The organism is Shewanella aquimarina, assembly GCF_023349185.1.
GTDB lineage: Bacteria > Pseudomonadota > Gammaproteobacteria > Enterobacterales > Shewanellaceae > Shewanella > Shewanella aquimarina.
This window is the reverse complement of record NZ_JAKIKY010000008.1, coordinates 59,368-76,311: the sequence shown is the minus strand read 5'-3', so window position 1 is coordinate 76,311 and position 16,944 is coordinate 59,368. Positions and strand designations below refer to the sequence as shown.

The 16,944-nt window shown below is 55.6% G+C and carries 14 protein-coding genes; 3 read left to right on the top strand and 11 right to left on the bottom strand.

What is annotated here, in order from left to right:
- The 10 genes from mshL to L2731_RS11360 form a co-directional block, all read right to left on the bottom strand.
- Positions 1-1,683, bottom strand: a complete 1,683-nt coding sequence (gene mshL / locus L2731_RS11405; protein ID WP_249253215.1) for a pilus (MSHA type) biogenesis protein MshL — start codon at positions 1,681-1,683, stop codon at positions 1-3.
- Entirely contained in the window at positions 1,684-2,001 is a 318-nt protein-coding gene (locus tag L2731_RS11400) for an MSHA biogenesis protein MshK (RefSeq protein ID WP_249253214.1), read from the bottom strand. It abuts the gene before it with no gap.
- Positions 1,985-2,641 (bottom strand): MSHA biogenesis protein MshJ, encoded by a 657-nt coding sequence (locus L2731_RS11395; protein ID WP_249253213.1) that lies wholly within the window; start codon positions 2,639-2,641, stop codon positions 1,985-1,987. Before L2731_RS11395 ends, L2731_RS11400 begins: the two co-directional genes overlap by 17 nt.
- Positions 2,638-3,243: a PilN domain-containing protein gene (locus tag L2731_RS11390; protein ID WP_249253212.1), complete on the bottom strand. Its 606-nt coding sequence runs from the start codon at positions 3,241-3,243 to the stop codon at positions 2,638-2,640. The genes L2731_RS11395 and L2731_RS11390 overlap by 4 nt, the downstream gene beginning before the upstream one ends.
- Entirely contained in the window at positions 3,244-4,122 is an 879-nt protein-coding gene (locus L2731_RS11385) for an MSHA biogenesis protein MshI (RefSeq protein ID WP_249253211.1), read from the bottom strand. It abuts the gene before it with no gap.
- A 236-nt stretch (positions 4,123-4,358) separates the two neighbouring features.
- The gene (gene csrD / locus L2731_RS11380) at positions 4,359-6,269 is read right to left on the bottom strand and encodes an RNase E specificity factor CsrD (RefSeq protein ID WP_249253210.1); all 1,911 of its coding nucleotides are present in this window, start codon (positions 6,267-6,269) and stop codon (positions 4,359-4,361) included.
- Positions 6,270-6,588: 319 nt separating this feature from the next.
- Positions 6,589-7,836: a malic enzyme-like NAD(P)-binding protein gene (locus L2731_RS11375; protein WP_239886541.1), complete on the bottom strand. Its 1,248-nt coding sequence runs from the start codon at positions 7,834-7,836 to the stop codon at positions 6,589-6,591.
- 179 nt (positions 7,837-8,015) lie between these two features.
- Positions 8,016-8,786 carry a thermonuclease family protein gene (locus L2731_RS11370; RefSeq protein ID WP_249253208.1) on the bottom strand — a complete coding sequence of 257 codons (771 nt, stop codon included), beginning with the start codon at positions 8,784-8,786 and terminating at the stop codon, positions 8,016-8,018.
- Positions 8,787-8,992: 206 nt separating this feature from the next.
- Positions 8,993-9,205: a 50S ribosomal protein L31 gene (gene rpmE, locus L2731_RS11365; protein ID WP_011864187.1), complete on the bottom strand. Its 213-nt coding sequence runs from the start codon at positions 9,203-9,205 to the stop codon at positions 8,993-8,995.
- Positions 9,206-9,408: 203 nt separating this feature from the next.
- Positions 9,409-10,170, bottom strand: a complete 762-nt coding sequence (locus L2731_RS11360) for a FimV/HubP family polar landmark protein (RefSeq protein WP_249253207.1) — start codon at positions 10,168-10,170, stop codon at positions 9,409-9,411.
- A gap of 279 nt (positions 10,171-10,449) precedes the next feature.
- On the opposite strand from L2731_RS11360, the gene priA reads away from it, so the two are divergent.
- The 3 genes from priA to L2731_RS11345 all read left to right on the top strand — a co-directional run bounded on the left by priA (position 10,450) and on the right by L2731_RS11345 (position 15,106).
- Positions 10,450-12,645 carry a primosomal protein N' gene (priA, locus tag L2731_RS11355; RefSeq protein ID WP_249253206.1) on the top strand — a complete coding sequence of 732 codons (2,196 nt, stop codon included), beginning with the start codon at positions 10,450-10,452 and terminating at the stop codon, positions 12,643-12,645.
- 122 nt (positions 12,646-12,767) lie between these two features.
- A complete protein-coding gene (gene argS, locus L2731_RS11350) occupies positions 12,768-14,513 on the top strand; it encodes an arginine--tRNA ligase (RefSeq protein WP_249253205.1) in 1,746 nt (581 codons plus the stop codon).
- 14 nt (positions 14,514-14,527) lie between these two features.
- A complete protein-coding gene (locus L2731_RS11345) occupies positions 14,528-15,106 on the top strand; it encodes an SPOR domain-containing protein (protein ID WP_249253204.1) in 579 nt (192 codons plus the stop codon).
- A 98-nt stretch (positions 15,107-15,204) separates the two neighbouring features.
- On the opposite strand, the gene L2731_RS11340 is transcribed toward L2731_RS11345, so the two are convergent.
- Positions 15,205-16,899 (bottom strand): hypothetical protein, encoded by a 1,695-nt coding sequence (locus L2731_RS11340; protein ID WP_249253203.1) that lies wholly within the window; start codon positions 16,897-16,899, stop codon positions 15,205-15,207.
- Positions 16,900-16,944: the final 45 nt, after the last annotated feature.

Genomic DNA, 16,944 nt, shown 5'->3' with positions numbered 1-16,944 from the left:
CTACTCCTGCTTCTCTTCTGGGTACCAGCGATCCAGCAGGGCCTTGGAGCGTTGCAGCTCGGTCTGCCAGGTCTCGGCCCCCACCACGGTCGGCTTGAGCAGGATCACCAGCTCAGTCTTGCGTAGCGAGTTGGAACGGTTGGTAAAGGCTTCGCCCAGAAACGGAATATCCCCCAGCAGCGGCACCTTAGAAACCAGCTCGATATTCTCGCTCTTCATCAGGCCGCCGATCACCACCACATCGCCGGTATTGGCCTTGATGACAGTATCCGACTCGCGGATCTCACTCTGGGCCAGTGGCAGCTCGAGTGTGCTGTCTGATACCTTGATCGACTTGTTCTGTTCCTTGATATCGATAACCGACGGGTGGATGTGCAGCAACACATTGCCCTCCTCGTCGATCTGCGGGGTCACGTCCAGCGCGATGCCCGAGAAAAACGGCGTCAGCTCCACTTCCGGTGTGGTGACCGGCGTGGTGCCCGCTACCGTGGTCGAAGACACATCTGTCACGAAATATTCGTCGCGGCCCACCTTGATCACCGCCTTCTGGTTGTTCGAGGCAGTCACCCTTGGGCTGGACAGCACATCCACATCACCCTGAGTATCGAGCAGGTTAATCATGGTGCTGAAGTCTTTGCCCTTGATCTGTAAGGAGGTGATGCCACCAATGGCCGAGGTGATCACATCCCCCAGACCATCGGGCGCCTTCGAGGTTCCAAACTCGACGCTGTTGTTGCCGCTTTGGCCCAGCACGCTTTCCCAATGGATCCCCTGCTGATAACCGTCAGACAGGGTCACCTCGAGCACCTTGGCCTCGAGGATCACCTGACGCTGCAGATGGCTCTCGGCGGTCTTGAGGAAGGTCTTCACCTGACGCAGCTCGTTGGGATAGGCCCTGATGGTCACCAGGCCCGCCTGCGGGCTGACCACTACCTGACGGCCGTCACCCGTGGTGCCTATGATAGATTCCAGCGTCTCTTTCAGCTCACCCCAGAAGTCTGTCTTGGTCTTGGAGCGGATAAAGGTGCCGTTGGTGGTCTCGTTGCTATTGTTGCTATTGCCGTCGCCACCGTTGTTGTTCGAGTTATTGTTGTTGTAATTATTACTGTTGTTGCCGTTGTTATTACGGTTGTTATTGTTGTCCGAGATCCGCCCAGAGTTCACCGAGGTCAGCGACAGGCCCTGACGCTCCATGTAAAGATAGTTGAGCGGGAAGGTCTCGGTGCGCATGCCCGCAGGGAAGACACGCAGGATACGTCCTTCTCGGCTCACCTCGTAACCATAGATATCTTCGACCACCTGCAGCGCCTCGCTCAGGGTCACCCCCTTGAGGGACAGAGAGACAGTGCCTGTCACATTAGGGTGCACGGCGACGCTCAGGGGCGTGCCCTGCACCAGACTCGGGAAGAAGACCTTGGCATCGACATCCTTGGCCGACACATCGAAGCGTCGCTCGCTCGGCTGGCTTGGGGTCAAGGAGCCGAGCAGGGCCGATGACTGCAGCTCACGCTGCACAGAGTCTGGCATCACAGCCGCCGGAGGGGGCGTCTGCGGCTTATTCTGGGCCGCCGCGATCGAGGTATCGATCGCCGATTTCGACTCGACAGGCTGGGGACGATCCGTTGTCTGACAGGCGGCTAACATCAGCACGAACAGAGGTGTTATGGTTTTCATCGCAGTCATTTATTGTCCCTTTGTCGCAGTTACTTCTGGGTAGAGCTTGAGTTGGCGGCCATCGGCGAGCCAGACCCCCTGCTTAGTGATGCGAGTAATGCTCACACCTTGTACCCTGTCACCTGTGGTGAATGTCTTGTTATTGATAATGGCCGTCGCCGAATTGTCGGTGATCATCAGGCTGTTGAGCACCAGCTTCTGTCCACCTTGATGCTGCGCCGAGCCTGGGGCTCCAACACCCGGCCTGGTAGGATCCCTCAGGGTCTGCGCCGAGGCCTGAGTCAGGCTAAGCAGTGCCAACAGGCAAACACTAATCTTGATTCGCAACACTGATAAAGTCCTTGTTAATACTAAGTGTGTAGACCTCTAACATCACCTCGGCCTTAGGGTAATCGCCCACCACATAATCCAGTTGACGCCAGTAGAGCTTATTGGGCATAGACTCGACCGCCTCGATAAACTTGAGGGTAGAAAAGTAATCCCCCTCGAACGCCAGCCTGATCCCGTGGCTGTAGAGATTGAGCTTATTCTCATCCCCCAGGGCCAGCAGTGGCTTAGGCGCCAAAGATTCGAAACTTTGCAGACGTATTCCCTTCACCCGGCCAAGTAGCTCACCGAGCATGGTCGGCATCTTGTCGGCGGGCACCATGTCGACCATCTGAAACGACAGCTGCTGATCGAGATCCGCCACTTGCTGTTGCAGACTAGCCAGACGCTGACGGTATTCCTGGTCGGGATCGCTCGCCAGCGTCTGCTGATACAGGTCGATCTGCTGCTCTGAGATACGGTTCTCCGCCGTTAAGGCCTTGATATTGCTCTGTACGCGGCTGTTCTGGGTCAGCAGTGACTCCAGCGGCAGATAGAGCAGCATGCCGATCACCACCACGACGGCCAGTGCGATCATCACCCGCTCGCGCTGGCTCAGTTTATTGAAGGCTTCTCCCCAGCGGGCTATCTGCTGCTTCATTTCACCTGCTCCTCATCACGCTTGCTACGCAGCACAAACCCTAGCGGCTGTTTGTCACCCCGGTTCATGGTAAGCGTGCTAAAGGCCTGGCCCTTGAGGGGCTCGACCCCTTGCAGACGTGCCAGCCAGAGGGGAACAGCATTGGGAGCGGCGCTATAGCCTTCGAAGACAAACTGATCTTCCTGCACCTGGATGCGGCTCAGCCAGAGCTGATCGTCGGTCACCCGCGCAAGGCCGGTCAGCAGGGGAGAATAGCCCTTACTGGTCAGCGTCTCCACATGGGTGAGTTCGCCTAGAAGCAGGCGCTTAAGCTCCACCTGCTGTGAGAGGAGATCCACCTCTTGTACCAGCGCCTGAGAGGCGCTGCGCTTGGCGATAGCCTGCTCGAGCTGTGCCTTCTGTTGGTCGAAGGCGGCCTTCTCGGTAAGCAGCTGCGCCTTCTCTGTCTCCAGGCTACCAAGCTGCACATAGGCCAGTAAGTTAGCCGTCAGCATCAAGACAAACAGGCCGAAACCAAGCTGCAGCAGGCGCGTAAATGAGAGACGCAGCCTGGGCGGTAACAGGCTGGCGGTGTAGAGGTTGACCCGCAATTTTGAATTCATCTACGCAGGCTCCTCCGTTTGACGTTCAAGCTCGACCAAAGCCCACTGGGCCAACTTGTCCTGCACCTGATCGCAGGCGATCACCTCAACCCCCTGGTCAAAGTTCTTACTCAGTAGCTGGGCTAGCACCTGACGCTCACCGCCCATCAACAGGGCGATAGACGCCACAGGTGCCTGGCGCAACTGGCTCTCGAAATAGTCCATGGAACGCTGCAGCTCCAGGCTGAGGTTATCGGCCACACCGAGCTGAAGATCTTGGCTGGAGACCCTGTCGATCTGGCTGAAGCCGCGAATACGACGCTGCATATAGAGCTGACCCTGTTTCACCACGGTCAGTAGCAGCTCGCTCCCCGGCTTATGGCAAAGCACCATGTGCGCCAGCTTGTCCTCGGCGCCATAGTTACTGATGGCCATCTCTTCGATGCTGATCCCGCCAATGCTCACCTCATGCTTATCGGCCGCCTTGACCAGTGCCTGCAACATCGCCCGGTTCACCACCACCACAGTCACCTTGTTGTTGGTCGACTCAGGCGACTCAAAATAATCCAGATGCAAAGACTCGACAGGTTCTGACACCATATCCTTGATCGACCAGATGAGCGCCTGATGCATCTCTTCGGGCTCGACCATAGGCTTGTCGACCACCAGCAGCTGGTAAAAATCTTCACTCAGCACGAGTTGCAGGTTGGGAGCGGGGATCTTGTCGGTCAGCGCCTGAAATACGCCAGACCAGTCATCACCCGACAGGGACAGAGAAAAGGAGGTATCGCTGTCGCGCTTAAAGAAGGTCACTTCGGCGGCGTTGAGGTATACGCCTAAATCGACTCTATCGTGCTTGGTTTGCCAGAAGGCAAATTTACTCAAAAGACTATTTTCCATTAAAGGCATATCCACCAATTTGATACTCACGCGCCATGAGTGTCCCAAATCGCTCTACCTCAAATGCCGGATGGATATTGCCTCGAGGAAAGCGTCAAAATAATAGCGTTATTGTAGCGACTAATCGCCTAATTTTATAGAAAAAATCTAACATCAATCAGATACACTCAGATAAACATAGAACAGTAACCCTGCCCTAACAAGCCCTTATCAGGCCCAACAGGGAGATAACAAAATCACGCGGCCTCGAGGGGGTCGCTAAAGAAACTGCCCTGTCCCGCACTCACCCCTAAAATCTTCAGCGTCTGCCACTCCTCCAGCGACTCGACCCCTTCGGCAAAGACCTGCACCTCGGTGCGATAGAGGCCACCGATAAGGCTTCTGACAAACAGTTGATTTTCCTGGCGTAAATGTATTTGTCGCACAATAGATCTGTGTAGCTTAATCAGATCCACGCGGCAGGATTGAAGATACTGGGTGCTCACCACCTGCTGCCCCACTCGGTCGACACACAGGCTGGCGCCCATCTTGGCGATCATATCCAGCGGCGCCTTCAGTTTCGCCAGGTTATTCACCAAGATATCTTCGTTAATCTCGAAGATCAGCCGCGGCGTTAGATGACGATACTCCAGCAGGGTCGTCTGTAGCCAACGGATAAAGGCGCGGCTGGTCAGTGTATCCAGAGAGAGATTAATACTGTATTTCCGCTGGTCCTTGGGTGACTTAGGTAACAGATCGAACAACACGGCCTCGATCACCTGACGCTCGATCTGGGGGATCAGGCCGCACTTGATTGCCATAGGCAAGAACAGGGTGGCGCGCACCAGATTGTCGCTACTGTCGCGCAGACGACAGGAGACCTCGCTGTGGTGCTCCTTGCCATCGCTGTCGAGTATCGCCTGGGTGAAAGGTACCACGCGCTTATTGACCAGGGCATACTCGAGAAAGCTGCGCCAACGCACCGAGCCTCTGGCAAACTCCTCGTCCACCGCGCCCTTGTCATACATAAACCAGCCGCTGTTGCCCTGAAACTGGGCCGCCCGCAGCGCCATCTCTGCCTCTTCGAACAGCTGCTCCTTGCTCTCGCCCACCTTAAAGTAGGCGACGCCGATATGAAAGAAGTCGTCGCGATTATTCACCCCTTCCAGGGGCTGGCTCAGGCAGACCTTGAGCAGCCTGGCCGCCAGCTTCTCGGCGTCCGCCAGGGAGATCTGCGGCACTACTATGGCAAACTGATTATAGGATCGGCGGGAGAAGATGCTGTTGGCCTGGCTGTCCAGCAGGTGGCTGATGCCGCCTATGGTCTGGGTGAGCAGCTCCTGAATGCTGAACTCGTCGGCCTCCTGCTGTAAGAGATCCAGATCTTCCATCTCCAGCAGTAGCAGTACCCCAGGGGCCATCATGCCATCCTTGTTGCTCAGGGCATCCAGACGATTCTTGAGGAACAGGCGGTTACCTATGCCAGACTCGGGGTCGAGGAAGGTGTTGGAGCGAATAAACTGATCGAACCTGGCGCGCTGCTTCTGGGCATCATCCAGCTCCAGCAACATTTGGGTCAGGGCGCGGTTGATCAATCGAGGACGGCCGTGGCCCGTCTCGGCCAGAGCCTTATCATAGTCCCCGGAGAGGATCAGATGGCTGCGCTTGGCCAGATCTTCTATGCCCTGTAACTGCTGCGCCAGCCAGAGATAGCCCCGGCGTACCAGCAGCCCCACGGCGATACAGCCCACCAAGAACACCAGGCTGCCGTGCCAGCTGATGTTATGCAGCAAGAAGGGCTGGGGCAGGCTGATATGAAAATGCAGATCTAGGGTCTGGTTGAGCACCCTGTCGTAGTTGACCACACTCTGCTCATGATTGCCCCTATCGAAACGATACAGCGTCTCTTCGCCACGGATCAGGGTAAATTTCTGCGCATCGTAGGCCGCCAAGATCTGCGGCAACCAGATATCCAGATGCTGCAGCTCATGGCGAACCTGATGTTGCAGCAGCATCTCTTCCAGCTCTGTCATCTGCTGCTGTTGGAACTTATAGGTAAGCTGAATAAAACTGACCAGGGCGGTAAGCAGAAAGATGAAGGCGACCGCAGCGAGGGAAAGCAGCCAAAAGCCGGTTAACTTCTTGGTGAGGAGTTGTGTCAATTTCATTTCCGCTTCCTGCAGGATTATTATTATTTTTTACGTCTGAGACCGCTTTATCATCTAGGGTCTGTTTATCTTTCAGGTTTACTTTTTGTTCAATCTAAACGCGTTTTGCTCAAGGCGCGTGCTGTGCGGCATAGTTATTCTATGTAAATAGCACGCAACAAAGAAATCGTCTGGAACGACTCCTGACAGCTTCGCTGACCGCTTGCGGTAAAAGGCGTCAACGCAAAGGCTGCGTATTAACACTTACCATACAAATAAAGCCGTAAAGGCACAATAAAAAAGGGCCCTGAGGCCCTTTTCTTATCATCACATTCGCCGATTAGGCTGTGTAGTGTTCAGGCAATGTCGGCAAGGCGGCAACACCTGAGTCGATAGCCGCCTGGGCAACGGCCTTGGCCACGTTTGACAGCAGGCGTGGGTCCATCGGCTTAGGTATCACATAATCGGGGCCAAACTTCAGCTCAGACACGTCTGGATAGGCAGCCAATACCTCGGCTGGAACCGGTTCTTTCGCCAGGGCCGCGATGGCGTGTACTGCGGCGATCTTCATCTCGTCATTGATCTTAGCCGCGCGCACGTCCAGGGCGCCACGGAAGATGAAGGGGAAGCAGAGCACGTTGTTCACCTGGTTAGGGTAGTCGCTACGGCCGGTGCCCATGATCAGATCTTTACGCACATCGTGGGCCAGCTCAGGCTTGATCTCGGGATCTGGGTTTGAACAGGCGAAGATCACCGGCTTCTCGGCCATCAGGGCCACATCTTCAGCGCTCAATACATCTGGGCCAGACAGACCGAGGAAGGCGTCGGCGCCCTTGATCACATCCTGCAGGGTACGCTTGTCTGTGTTGTTGGCAAACAGCGCCTTGTATTCGTTGATATCTTCACGACGGGTGTGGATAACCCCCTTGCGATCCAGCATATAGACATTTTCACGCTGCACGCCACACTTCACCAGCATGGTCATACAGGCGATCGCCGCAGCGCCGGCGCCCATACAGACAAAGACCGCCTCTTCCAGCTTCTTACCTTGGATCTCTAAGGCGTTGATCATGCCGGCAGCGGTCACGATGGCCGTACCGTGTTGATCGTCATGGAAGACTGGCACGTTACAACGCTCGATAAGCGCCTTCTCGATCTCGAAACACTCTGGCGCCTTGATGTCTTCCAGGTTGATGCCACCAAAGGTATCGGCAATCGCCTCGACCGTGTTGATAAACTCTTCCGCGGTACGGTGCTTCACTTCGATGTCTGTGGCATCGATATTGGCGAAATGTTTGAACAGCAGCGCCTTACCTTCCATCACAGGCTTAGAGGCCAGTGGCCCCAGGTTACCCAGGCCCAAGATAGCGGTACCGTTTGAGATCACGGCGACCGTGTTGCCCTTGGCGGTGTAACGGTAGGCGTCGTCAGGATTGGCAGCAATTTCACGCACCGGCTCGGCTACACCCGGACTATAGGCCAGCGCCAGATCCATGCTGGTCTCTGCGGGCTTGGTCAGGCTAACGGCGGTTTTGCCTGGTACGGGGAACTCATGGTAGTCAAGGGCTTGCTGACGGAAATCGGCCATTTTAGTAATCCTGCAAAAAATGCGACAAGTGTGTTCAGGGTAAGGTCTTATTTGCCCCGCTTCGCTCCCCCAGATTTGGCGAAAAACGACGCGAGCCATTAGGGCGCTAAGATACTCGAAATTAGGCGATTTTTAAACAAGATATTAGAAAATTTCAGTTTATTATGAAGCCAAACGGTCTAAGGCTTATTTTGCAAACTTATCTGCGAAGGATGATGGGCAATCATCTGCCATTTTTTGTAGGAATAATACAACTCACCACGCACAATTACCGGACTTTCAAGCAGATTTAGGGTTAAAATGTTGCTAAATTTACCAGATTCTTCTCTAGGTATACCCACATAAAAGTTTTCATCGATAATCAGCCACAATTGCTGACCTTTTCTTTCAAAACCCGTCACTACTCCTCTGACCTCTCGCCAACGGTTGCGATCGTCACGCCCCAGCTCATCTGGCGACTTGGCCTGATAGCTTTTATGGCTCCATAATCCCCGCTTCTCCTGGCGTGCCTGACGCTCGATATTGGCCAAACACTGCCAGAAATAGTCGTTCTGATAGACTCTCGCCTTAGCGTAGCCCTGACTCAGCATCATCTCCTGTAGATGCTCTCCTGATTCGGTATAGGCATAAGCCAGTGTTCTTCCCTGAGGATCCAGGCGTTTACGGTCGAAGGCCAGCTCGAGTTTCTGCCCAGGTACCAAGCGCTCCGCCAGAAAGTTGCGAGCCCGATTGGCGAAGGGTTCAGACAGCTCAGGGTAGTGCCTGTCTATCTCGGGCGAGTCGATGCCGATCAGCCTGAGTTGACGGCCATCTTCCAGCATCAGGGTATCGCCATCGATCACCGAGACGAAAGTCACCGTCTCATCATAATGGGTCGGCGCACACAGGCTGCCGCTGGCCGTCGCCAGAAAGGAGCAGAGAGAAAGAGAGAGGGCCAGAATCTTATCCATAATAAATCGCTTCCCTAGATTAATCGCTCGGTCGATCAGTTATATCATTACCTTATACCAATCATAATAAATAATTGATCATTCTAGCTTGTTAGGCCGAGTGCCAACCGTATTGCCAAGAGCCTGCTTGAGGGGCAAACCAGCACCGAATAGGCAACAAAAAAGGCGCCTTATAGGCGCCTTTTTCAGAGTTCTTTGCAGAAGTATTACTTCTTGCCAAGCATACCGAAACGCTTGTTGAACTTGTCGATACGTCCACCGGTATCCATAACTTTCTGAGTACCAGTGTAGAATGGGTGACATGCACCACATACGTCCAAGTGCAGTGGCTTACCTGCAGTTGAGTTTACTTTAATAACGTTACCACAAGTACAAGTTGCAGTGATTTCAGCATATTCAGGATGAATGCCTGGTTTCATTGGGATTACCTCAAGTTTAAGGCCATGTCGCACTTCCAACCCGAAGTCGGACACCACATGCAGTTAATAAAATATTTAGGCGCGAGATAGTACAGGATACCACCAATAGATACAAGCATAGCCTGTAACTATTCTGCTGCATCATCTAAAAATATTGCGGCTGGGAATATCGGCATCCGGCCCGAATCGGCCGGGCGCCACGCTTACTCGGCCGACAGGGCCTCGAAGGTGACTCTTGCCGCCTCTGCACTATGATATTTCTGCTTAAGGGCAGTAGACGGACACTTGAGGGTCACATCTGCCCGCAGGCCATTGATCTTACCGCCGTTAAAGGCCCTAGGATTGGCCTCGAAGATCGCCAGCATGGCACCGTAGGTACTCAGCTTCCACTGCTTGGCATAGGCACTACCGAGTCGCCACAGAGTCTGCGGCGGGGCATAATCCAGCTGACAGCCAGGTTGCACTCTATCGCCAGCGTCGACAGTCCCTAAGGCGGCCATAGGTTGGCGGGCATCGGCAATTCGCGAAGGCTGCGCGGGGGCCTTCATCGGCTTGTTCGACTTAGCCACCTTGACTGGTTTATCGGCTCTAGCGCTTCGCATGCCGGCATCGAACAATGGCATGCGTTTCACTTCTTGCCAGTTGTTGACCTGATACTCTTTGACCACCAGCTCCGCCTCACTGTCCTGCACATCTTCTACGCCACTGAGCAGCAACATATAGGTGTTCATCGGCTTGACCATCAATCGCTCGCTGCCCGATCGCTGCTCGACGATAAACTGCACCTTATCCAGGTTAACCGATTGGGCGACGATATTGACCCTGAGCGTCGGGCGCTGCCCCAATTCTGACAGCCTTTGATTGATACTGACATGAGTAAGCTTGGCCCAGGCGGACTGACTCATTAGCCCGGCTTGACTCACCAGTACTAAGCAAAGCATGACCAGATATTGCACTCTCTTCATCGCAACCTTCTTATCCCTGTTTGGGTGAACAGACTCGAATCTTTGACGCCGACCTTTATAGGGCTCAACGGGACAACACACGCCTCGCCTAACGCCCCATAAGTCTATTAGCTATTAAGCTACAAGCTCCTTGATGTTTCAACAATTTTGTCACAAGTCTTAGAGCTGAACCGCCTTAGCTTTCCACAGACTCGTGACAGATTCTGGTAGCCCTCGTCAGGCTGTCTGGTTACACTTGCTCTACTATATATTGCTGCCAGCCGAGTCCCAGCCGAATCTATGTCCCTGTTTGTCGAAGTCGCCCTCCCCGTCCCCATGCGTCAAGCCTTTAGCTATCGCGTCACAGAGGCCGATCTCGACAAGGCCCAGGTAGGCGTCAGGGTCAGAGTCCCCTTTGGCAGGCAACAGTTGATCGGACTGGTAACCGGCCTCAGTCAGAGCTGCGACCTGGCGCCGAATCAGATCAAGTCAGTCATCGCCTTTCTCGACCAAGAAGCCGTATTGCCTCCCTCCCTCTACAAGCTGACCCAATGGGCCGCCCGCTACTATTTTTGCAGCCTGGGGCAGATGTTGTCTCAGGCCCTACCCGTCGCCCTGCGTAAGGGTGCCGAGGTAGAGGCGCAGCAGCTGCAGATCTGGCGCGTGACCGCTGCCGGACAGGAAGCGGATATCGATCTGCTCAAGCGTGCACCCGCCCAGCGCAAGCTGCTGCTTGCCCTGTTAGAAACAGAGCTCAGCCAGGATGAACTCAATGCCCTGGAGCTGAGCAAGACGGCGCTAAAGGCTCTTGTTGAACGGGGCTGGATAGAGTGTATCGAGCGGCGTATCGCCTCAGATCTCAGCTGGCGTGACGGGCTCGAACTCATTGAGACGCCCCATCAGCTCAATCCCGAGCAGGCCATTGCGGTTGCCACCCTCAATCAGCAGCAGGGCTACCATTGCACCCTGCTCGAAGGGATCACTGGCTCGGGCAAGACAGAGGTCTATCTGGCGCTACTGGAGACAGTGCTGAAACAGGGCAAACAGGCGCTGATTCTGGTGCCCGAGATCGGCCTGACACCTCAGACCATCAGCCGCTTCAAACGCCGTTTCAAGGTGCAGGTGGTAGTTATCCACTCTGGGCTCACCGACAATCAACGCCTCGGCGCCTGGCGTCTGGCCAGAAGCGGCGAGGCCGCCATCATAATCGGCACCCGCTCGGCGCTGTTCACCCCCATGCGCTATCCGGGCATCATCATCCTGGATGAGGAGCACGATGCCAGCTTCAAGCAGCAGGAAGGGATCGGCTATCACGCCCGAGACCTGGCGGTGATGCGCGGCCATCTGGAAAAAATCCCCGTGCTGCTGGGCAGCGCCACCCCCTCTCTGGAGACGCTGCAGAATGCCCTGTCGGGACGCTACCAACACCTTAGCCTCGGCAGCCGCGCCGGCGCCGCCGAGAAAGTGCGCCAGGGAATCATCGACATCCGTAACCAGCCGCTGAAGAATGGCCTCTCCCATGGCCTGCTCAACGAGATGCGAATCCATCTAGATGCGGGCAACCAGGTGCTGCTGTTTCTCAACCGTCGCGGTTTCGCCCCGGCGCTACTGTGCCATGAATGTGGCCACCTGCATGAGTGCGACCGCTGCGACGCCTTCTTTACCGTGCATCAGTCTCTGGGGGAGATCCGCTGCCATCACTGTGGCAATCAATACGCCATCCCCAAGCAGTGCCACCAGTGTGGCAGCACCATGTTGATGGGCCAAGGGGTGGGGACCGAGCAGTTGGCCGACGCCCTGGCCAAGGAGTTTCCCCGTTACCCCGTGGTGCGGATCGATCGCGACACCACCAGCCGCAAGGGCGCGCTGGAAACCCACCTCAATGCCATCCATAAGGGCGAATATAAGATCCTGGTGGGCACCCAGATGCTCGCCAAGGGACACCATTTCCCCGATGTTACCCTGGTGGGCCTGTTAGATGTTGATGGCGCCCTGTTCAGCGCCGACTTTCGTGCCCCCGAACGCTTCGGCCAGCTCTATACCCAGGTATCCGGCCGCGCCGGGCGGGCGCGCAAGCCGGGCACAGTGCTGCTGCAGACCCACCAATGCGATAACCCCATACTGAGAGAGCTGATGCACAAGGGCTATGGCGAGTTCGCCCGCGGCCAGCTAGAGGAGCGTAAACAGGCCCTGTTGCCGCCGGCCTGGCACATGTTGCTGCTGCGCGCCGAGGCCCACAAGGCAGAGGACGCCGACGCCTTCCTGGCCCAGGTTGCCCAGTTACTGCCGCAAGACGAGCAGTGTGAGATCATAGGCCCCATGCCCGCGCCCATGGACAGAAAGGCCGGCAAGTTCCGCCGTCAGCTGATGTTCCAGACCAAGACCCGCGGCCTGTTGCAGCAGGCATTCGAACAGGCGCTGCCGCAGATCGAAGCCCTACCCCTGGCCAAGCGATGCCGCTGGAGCCTAGATCGCGACCCGCAGGATCTCTTGTGATCAAAAAATGCAAAAATAGCTCATAAAAATCCGACCAGAGGATAGCAATTGGCCACCACAAGCGGCTAAAATACGCGGTTATCCCTGAATCTTTTTATTTAGCAACTGTCGATTAAACGCCAATGAAATCACATATTCAATCTTTGCTCGAACAAGCCATTCAAACCCTAAAACAGCAGGCGATCATCCCTGCGGATTTTGAGGCTCGCATTCAGGTAGACCGAACCAAAGACAAAACCCACGGTGATTTTGCCACCAACCTGGCCATGATGCTGACCAAGGTGGCGCGCAAGAATCCTCGTGAGGTCGCGCAACTGATAATCGATAGCCTGCCGCAAGATAGCCAGGTGGCTAAGGTGGAGATCGCCGGCCCTGGTTTCATCAACTTCTTTATCGATGAGAACGCCCTGACCAACCAACTGATGGCCGCCCTGAACGACGATCATCTGGGTGTCAGCTTGCCAGCGCCACAGACTGTGGTGGTCGACTACTCGTCGCCTAACCTAGCCAAAGAGATGCACGTAGGTCACCTACGCTCGACCATTATCGGTGACGCCGTGGTACGCGCCCTGGAATTCCAGGGTCACAAGGTGATCCGTCAGAACCACGTCGGCGACTGGGGCACCCAGTTCGGCATGCTGCTGGCCTACATGGAAGAGCTCCGCGCTCAGCAAGGTGAGCAAGCCCAGGTTGAGCTGGCGGATCTCGAAAGCTTTTATCGCGCCGCCAAGGTTCGTTTCGACGAATCGGAAGAGTTTGCCACCCGCGCCCGTCAGCTAGTGGTCGAGTTGCAATCGGGCGACGAATACTGCAACAAGCTGTGGCGTGAATTTAACGATATCTCGCTGAGCCATTGCCACGAGGTTTATGAGCGTCTGGGCGTCAGCCTGACCCGCGCCGATGTGCGTGGCGAGAGCGCCTACAACGACGACCTCGAGCAGGTGGTCAAGGATCTGGATGCCCAGGGCCTGCTGTCTGAAAGTAACGGTGCCAAGGTGGTGTTCCAGGATGAGTTCCAAACCAAAGAGGGTGAGCCACTGCCTGTGATCATCCAGAAGGCCGACGGCGGCTTCCTGTATGCCACCAGCGATCTGGCGGCGATGCGCTACCGCTCAAACGTGCTCAAGGCCGACCGCGCCCTGTACTTCGTCGACCTGCGTCAGGCGCTGCACTTCCAACAGGTGTTCAGCCTGGCTCGCACCGCTAATTTCGTCCGTCCAGAGATGAGCCTGGAACACATGGGCTTTGGCACCATGAACGGCGAAGACGGTCGCCCATTCAAGACCCGCTCAGGCGGCGTGGTGAAGCTGGTTGACCTACTGAGCGAGGCCGAGACCCGTGCGCTGGAACTGGTACGCAGCAAGAACCCCGATATGGATGAAGAGGAGCTGGCCAAGATCGCCAAGGTGGTCGGTATCGCCTCGGTGAAATATGCCGACCTGTCGAAGAACCGCGCCAGCGATTACATCTTCAGCTTCGAGCAGATGCTGAGCTTCGAGGGCAACACGGCGCCTTACCTGCTCTACGCCTACACGCGTGTTGCAGGCATCTTCAAGCGTGCGGCCGACGTCGACCTGACTGGCGCCAGCATCAAGCTGGAACACGACAAGGAGAAGGAGCTGGGCAACAAGCTGGCCCAGTTTGCCGAGGTGCTAGGCCGCATGGTGGCCAAGGGTCAGCCTCACGCCCTGTGTGGTTACCTGTTCGAACTGGCTGGCGCCTTCTCAAGCTTCTACGAGGCCTGTCCTGTACTGGCGGCCGATAGCGAAGATGAGAAGAAGAGCCGTCTACTGCTGGCACAGCTGACCGCTAAGACTCTTAAGCAGGGTCTGGATCTACTGGGTATCGAAACCTTAGAACGCATGTAGTATAGGGCGCTAGGATGAGCAATCGCGATTACGCCAACAGAAGACCTGCCTCGAAAGGACGCAAGAAGAGCACCGGTGGCCGACGTAAGTCGGCACCAGCGCCGAGACGCTTCCCCTTCGTGCTCTCACTGGTGACCTTAGGATTGGTGGGCGGTTTCGGCTACTTCCTGTGGAGCATCAACGACAGCGCCGACAAGGTAGAGACTCAGCCCGAGGTACAAACGGTTAAGCCTAAGGTGGTCAAGAAGGACCCTAATGCGCTGCCGCCAAAGCCGAAGGAAGAGTGGACCTACCAAGAGGAACTTGAAAACAAGCAGGTCGAGGTGGATATTCCCGAAAATACTACGCCGACCCGCCCCTATCAGATGCAGTGTGGCTCCTTCAGGAAAGAGGCTCAGGCTAACGAGATGAAGGCGGTTATCGCCTTTCAGGGCCTAGAGGCTCAGGTGCGTAAAGTCAGCGGCAGTAGCGGTATCTGGTACAAGGTGGTCTTAGGCCCCTACGAGCGTAAACGCCTCGCCGAGAAGCATCGCCATATCCTGCAACGCGGCGGCCTCAACGGCTGTCAGATCTGGTTCTGGGAAGGCAGTTAACCTCAGCAGACTAAAGACGGGCCAAGGCCCGTTTTTTTATGTTTGAGGCAATAAAAAAGCCAGCATGATGCTGGCTTTTTGTTGTCTGCGTTAATCGCTTAGTTCTGGGTGATGGTCGCCGTGTTACCGAAACCACCGGCCTGCATGATAGAAGCGCTATCGTTCATGCCCAGCTGGTTGATGGTCGCCAGGTTATGCGCGCCATCCTGGCCCAAGCCTGATTGCTCGATCATGGCGTAGTTTTCATCGCCTTGTTGCAGCAACACGGCGTCATTGTACTCACCACCACTCTGGTTTACCCAAGCTTCGTTGTCGGCACCGGTCTGATCGATATCGGCCGCACCAAAGTCGCCCATCTGCGTCACGTTCGCGCGGTTAAGCGAAGCCGTCTGGTAAACATCGGCCATGTTATCCGTACCGCTCTGGCTCACCACTGCGGCTTGGTCAACGCCATCTTGGTTCACGTTTACCATACCGCCAATACTGCCAGTCTGATTCACGTCGGCATTCAGTTGGCTACCTGGGCCCTGGGCCACAAATACCGCCGAACCGTTAACGGCAGACTGCATCACAGTCGCGGTAGAGTCTGCAGCTTGGTTCTGCGCCACGACAACGTTACCCGACTCGCTACCATCGATCTGAGCGACAAAGACGTTAGCGTTGTCTGACTCATTAAGCTGGCTCACCAAGGCGATGTTACCGTTACCTGCCTGGTCCACGGTCGCCTGCGCCATGTAGGAGGTATCTTGGTTGATGTTGGCATTGTTGAGGTTACCCACAGTCGTTACGGTAGCCGATGCCGGTTCATGGAAACCAAAGCCATACTGACGTACAGTGCTGGTGTTAGAGTCACCGGTCACATTCACGGTCGCGACGCTGTCATTCACATGCTCTTGATTAACAGAGGCGATGTTAGACGCACCCTCTTGCATCACGCTCAGGCTGGTGTTGATTGCGTGCTGCTGTAGCGTGCTGACCTGGTTAGAGCTGCCGGTTTGCGACACGCTTGCAATCGCATTTAGGCTGTTGTCATCCTGAGTCACGCTCGCCATGTTGCCGCTGCCGTTGCTTTGAGTGACATCGGCTGTGCCGATAGAACCGTTAATCTGGTTAATGGTGATGCTCGAATCGGCAGAGCCGTCCTGAGTCGCGGTGGCCAGAGAGCTATTAGTGATCTGATTGATGGCAACCACCGAGCGCTCGGCACCGTTCATCTGGTTTACGTTGGCGATGTTATCTGCGCCGGTTTGCACCACTGTCGACAGGGCATCGGTAGAGGTATCTTGATCTGAAGTCGCGCTATTGTTGTTACCTGTCTGCAGTATGGTCGAACCTGCCGGATTATGGATACCGAAACCATATTGTCTGATGTTGGCGTTGTTGGTGTTACCCTGCTGCTGAACGATCGCCTGAGAATCGTCAACATGCAGCTGGTTCACATCGGCGTTGTTACTCTCACCGGCCTGGGTCACAGTCGCATGGGTGTTATCCATATGCTCCTGGTTGATGGTGGCATTGTTTGACGATACAGACTGAGTCACCATGGCGCTCGAGTTAGCCACGCCGCCAACCTGGTTGATGGTAGCGGTTTGTGCATCACCGGCTTGGTCTATGTTGGCCGAGCTGTCGAAACCCAGGGCTGTGTTAATCGTCGCGGTATGGTTAGTCCCTGTCTGCACTGTGGTGGCTAGGTTGCCTGAACCATTCTGTGAGGTTGTCGCCGTGCTGTCTGCAGCGTGGGCGGTACCAATTGTCATCGCAATGGCGGCGGCCAGTGGAAGTAGCTTTGTCATGAGTAATATCCTTTACTAAATTTGTCTGTCGGGCGCTCAGCTAAA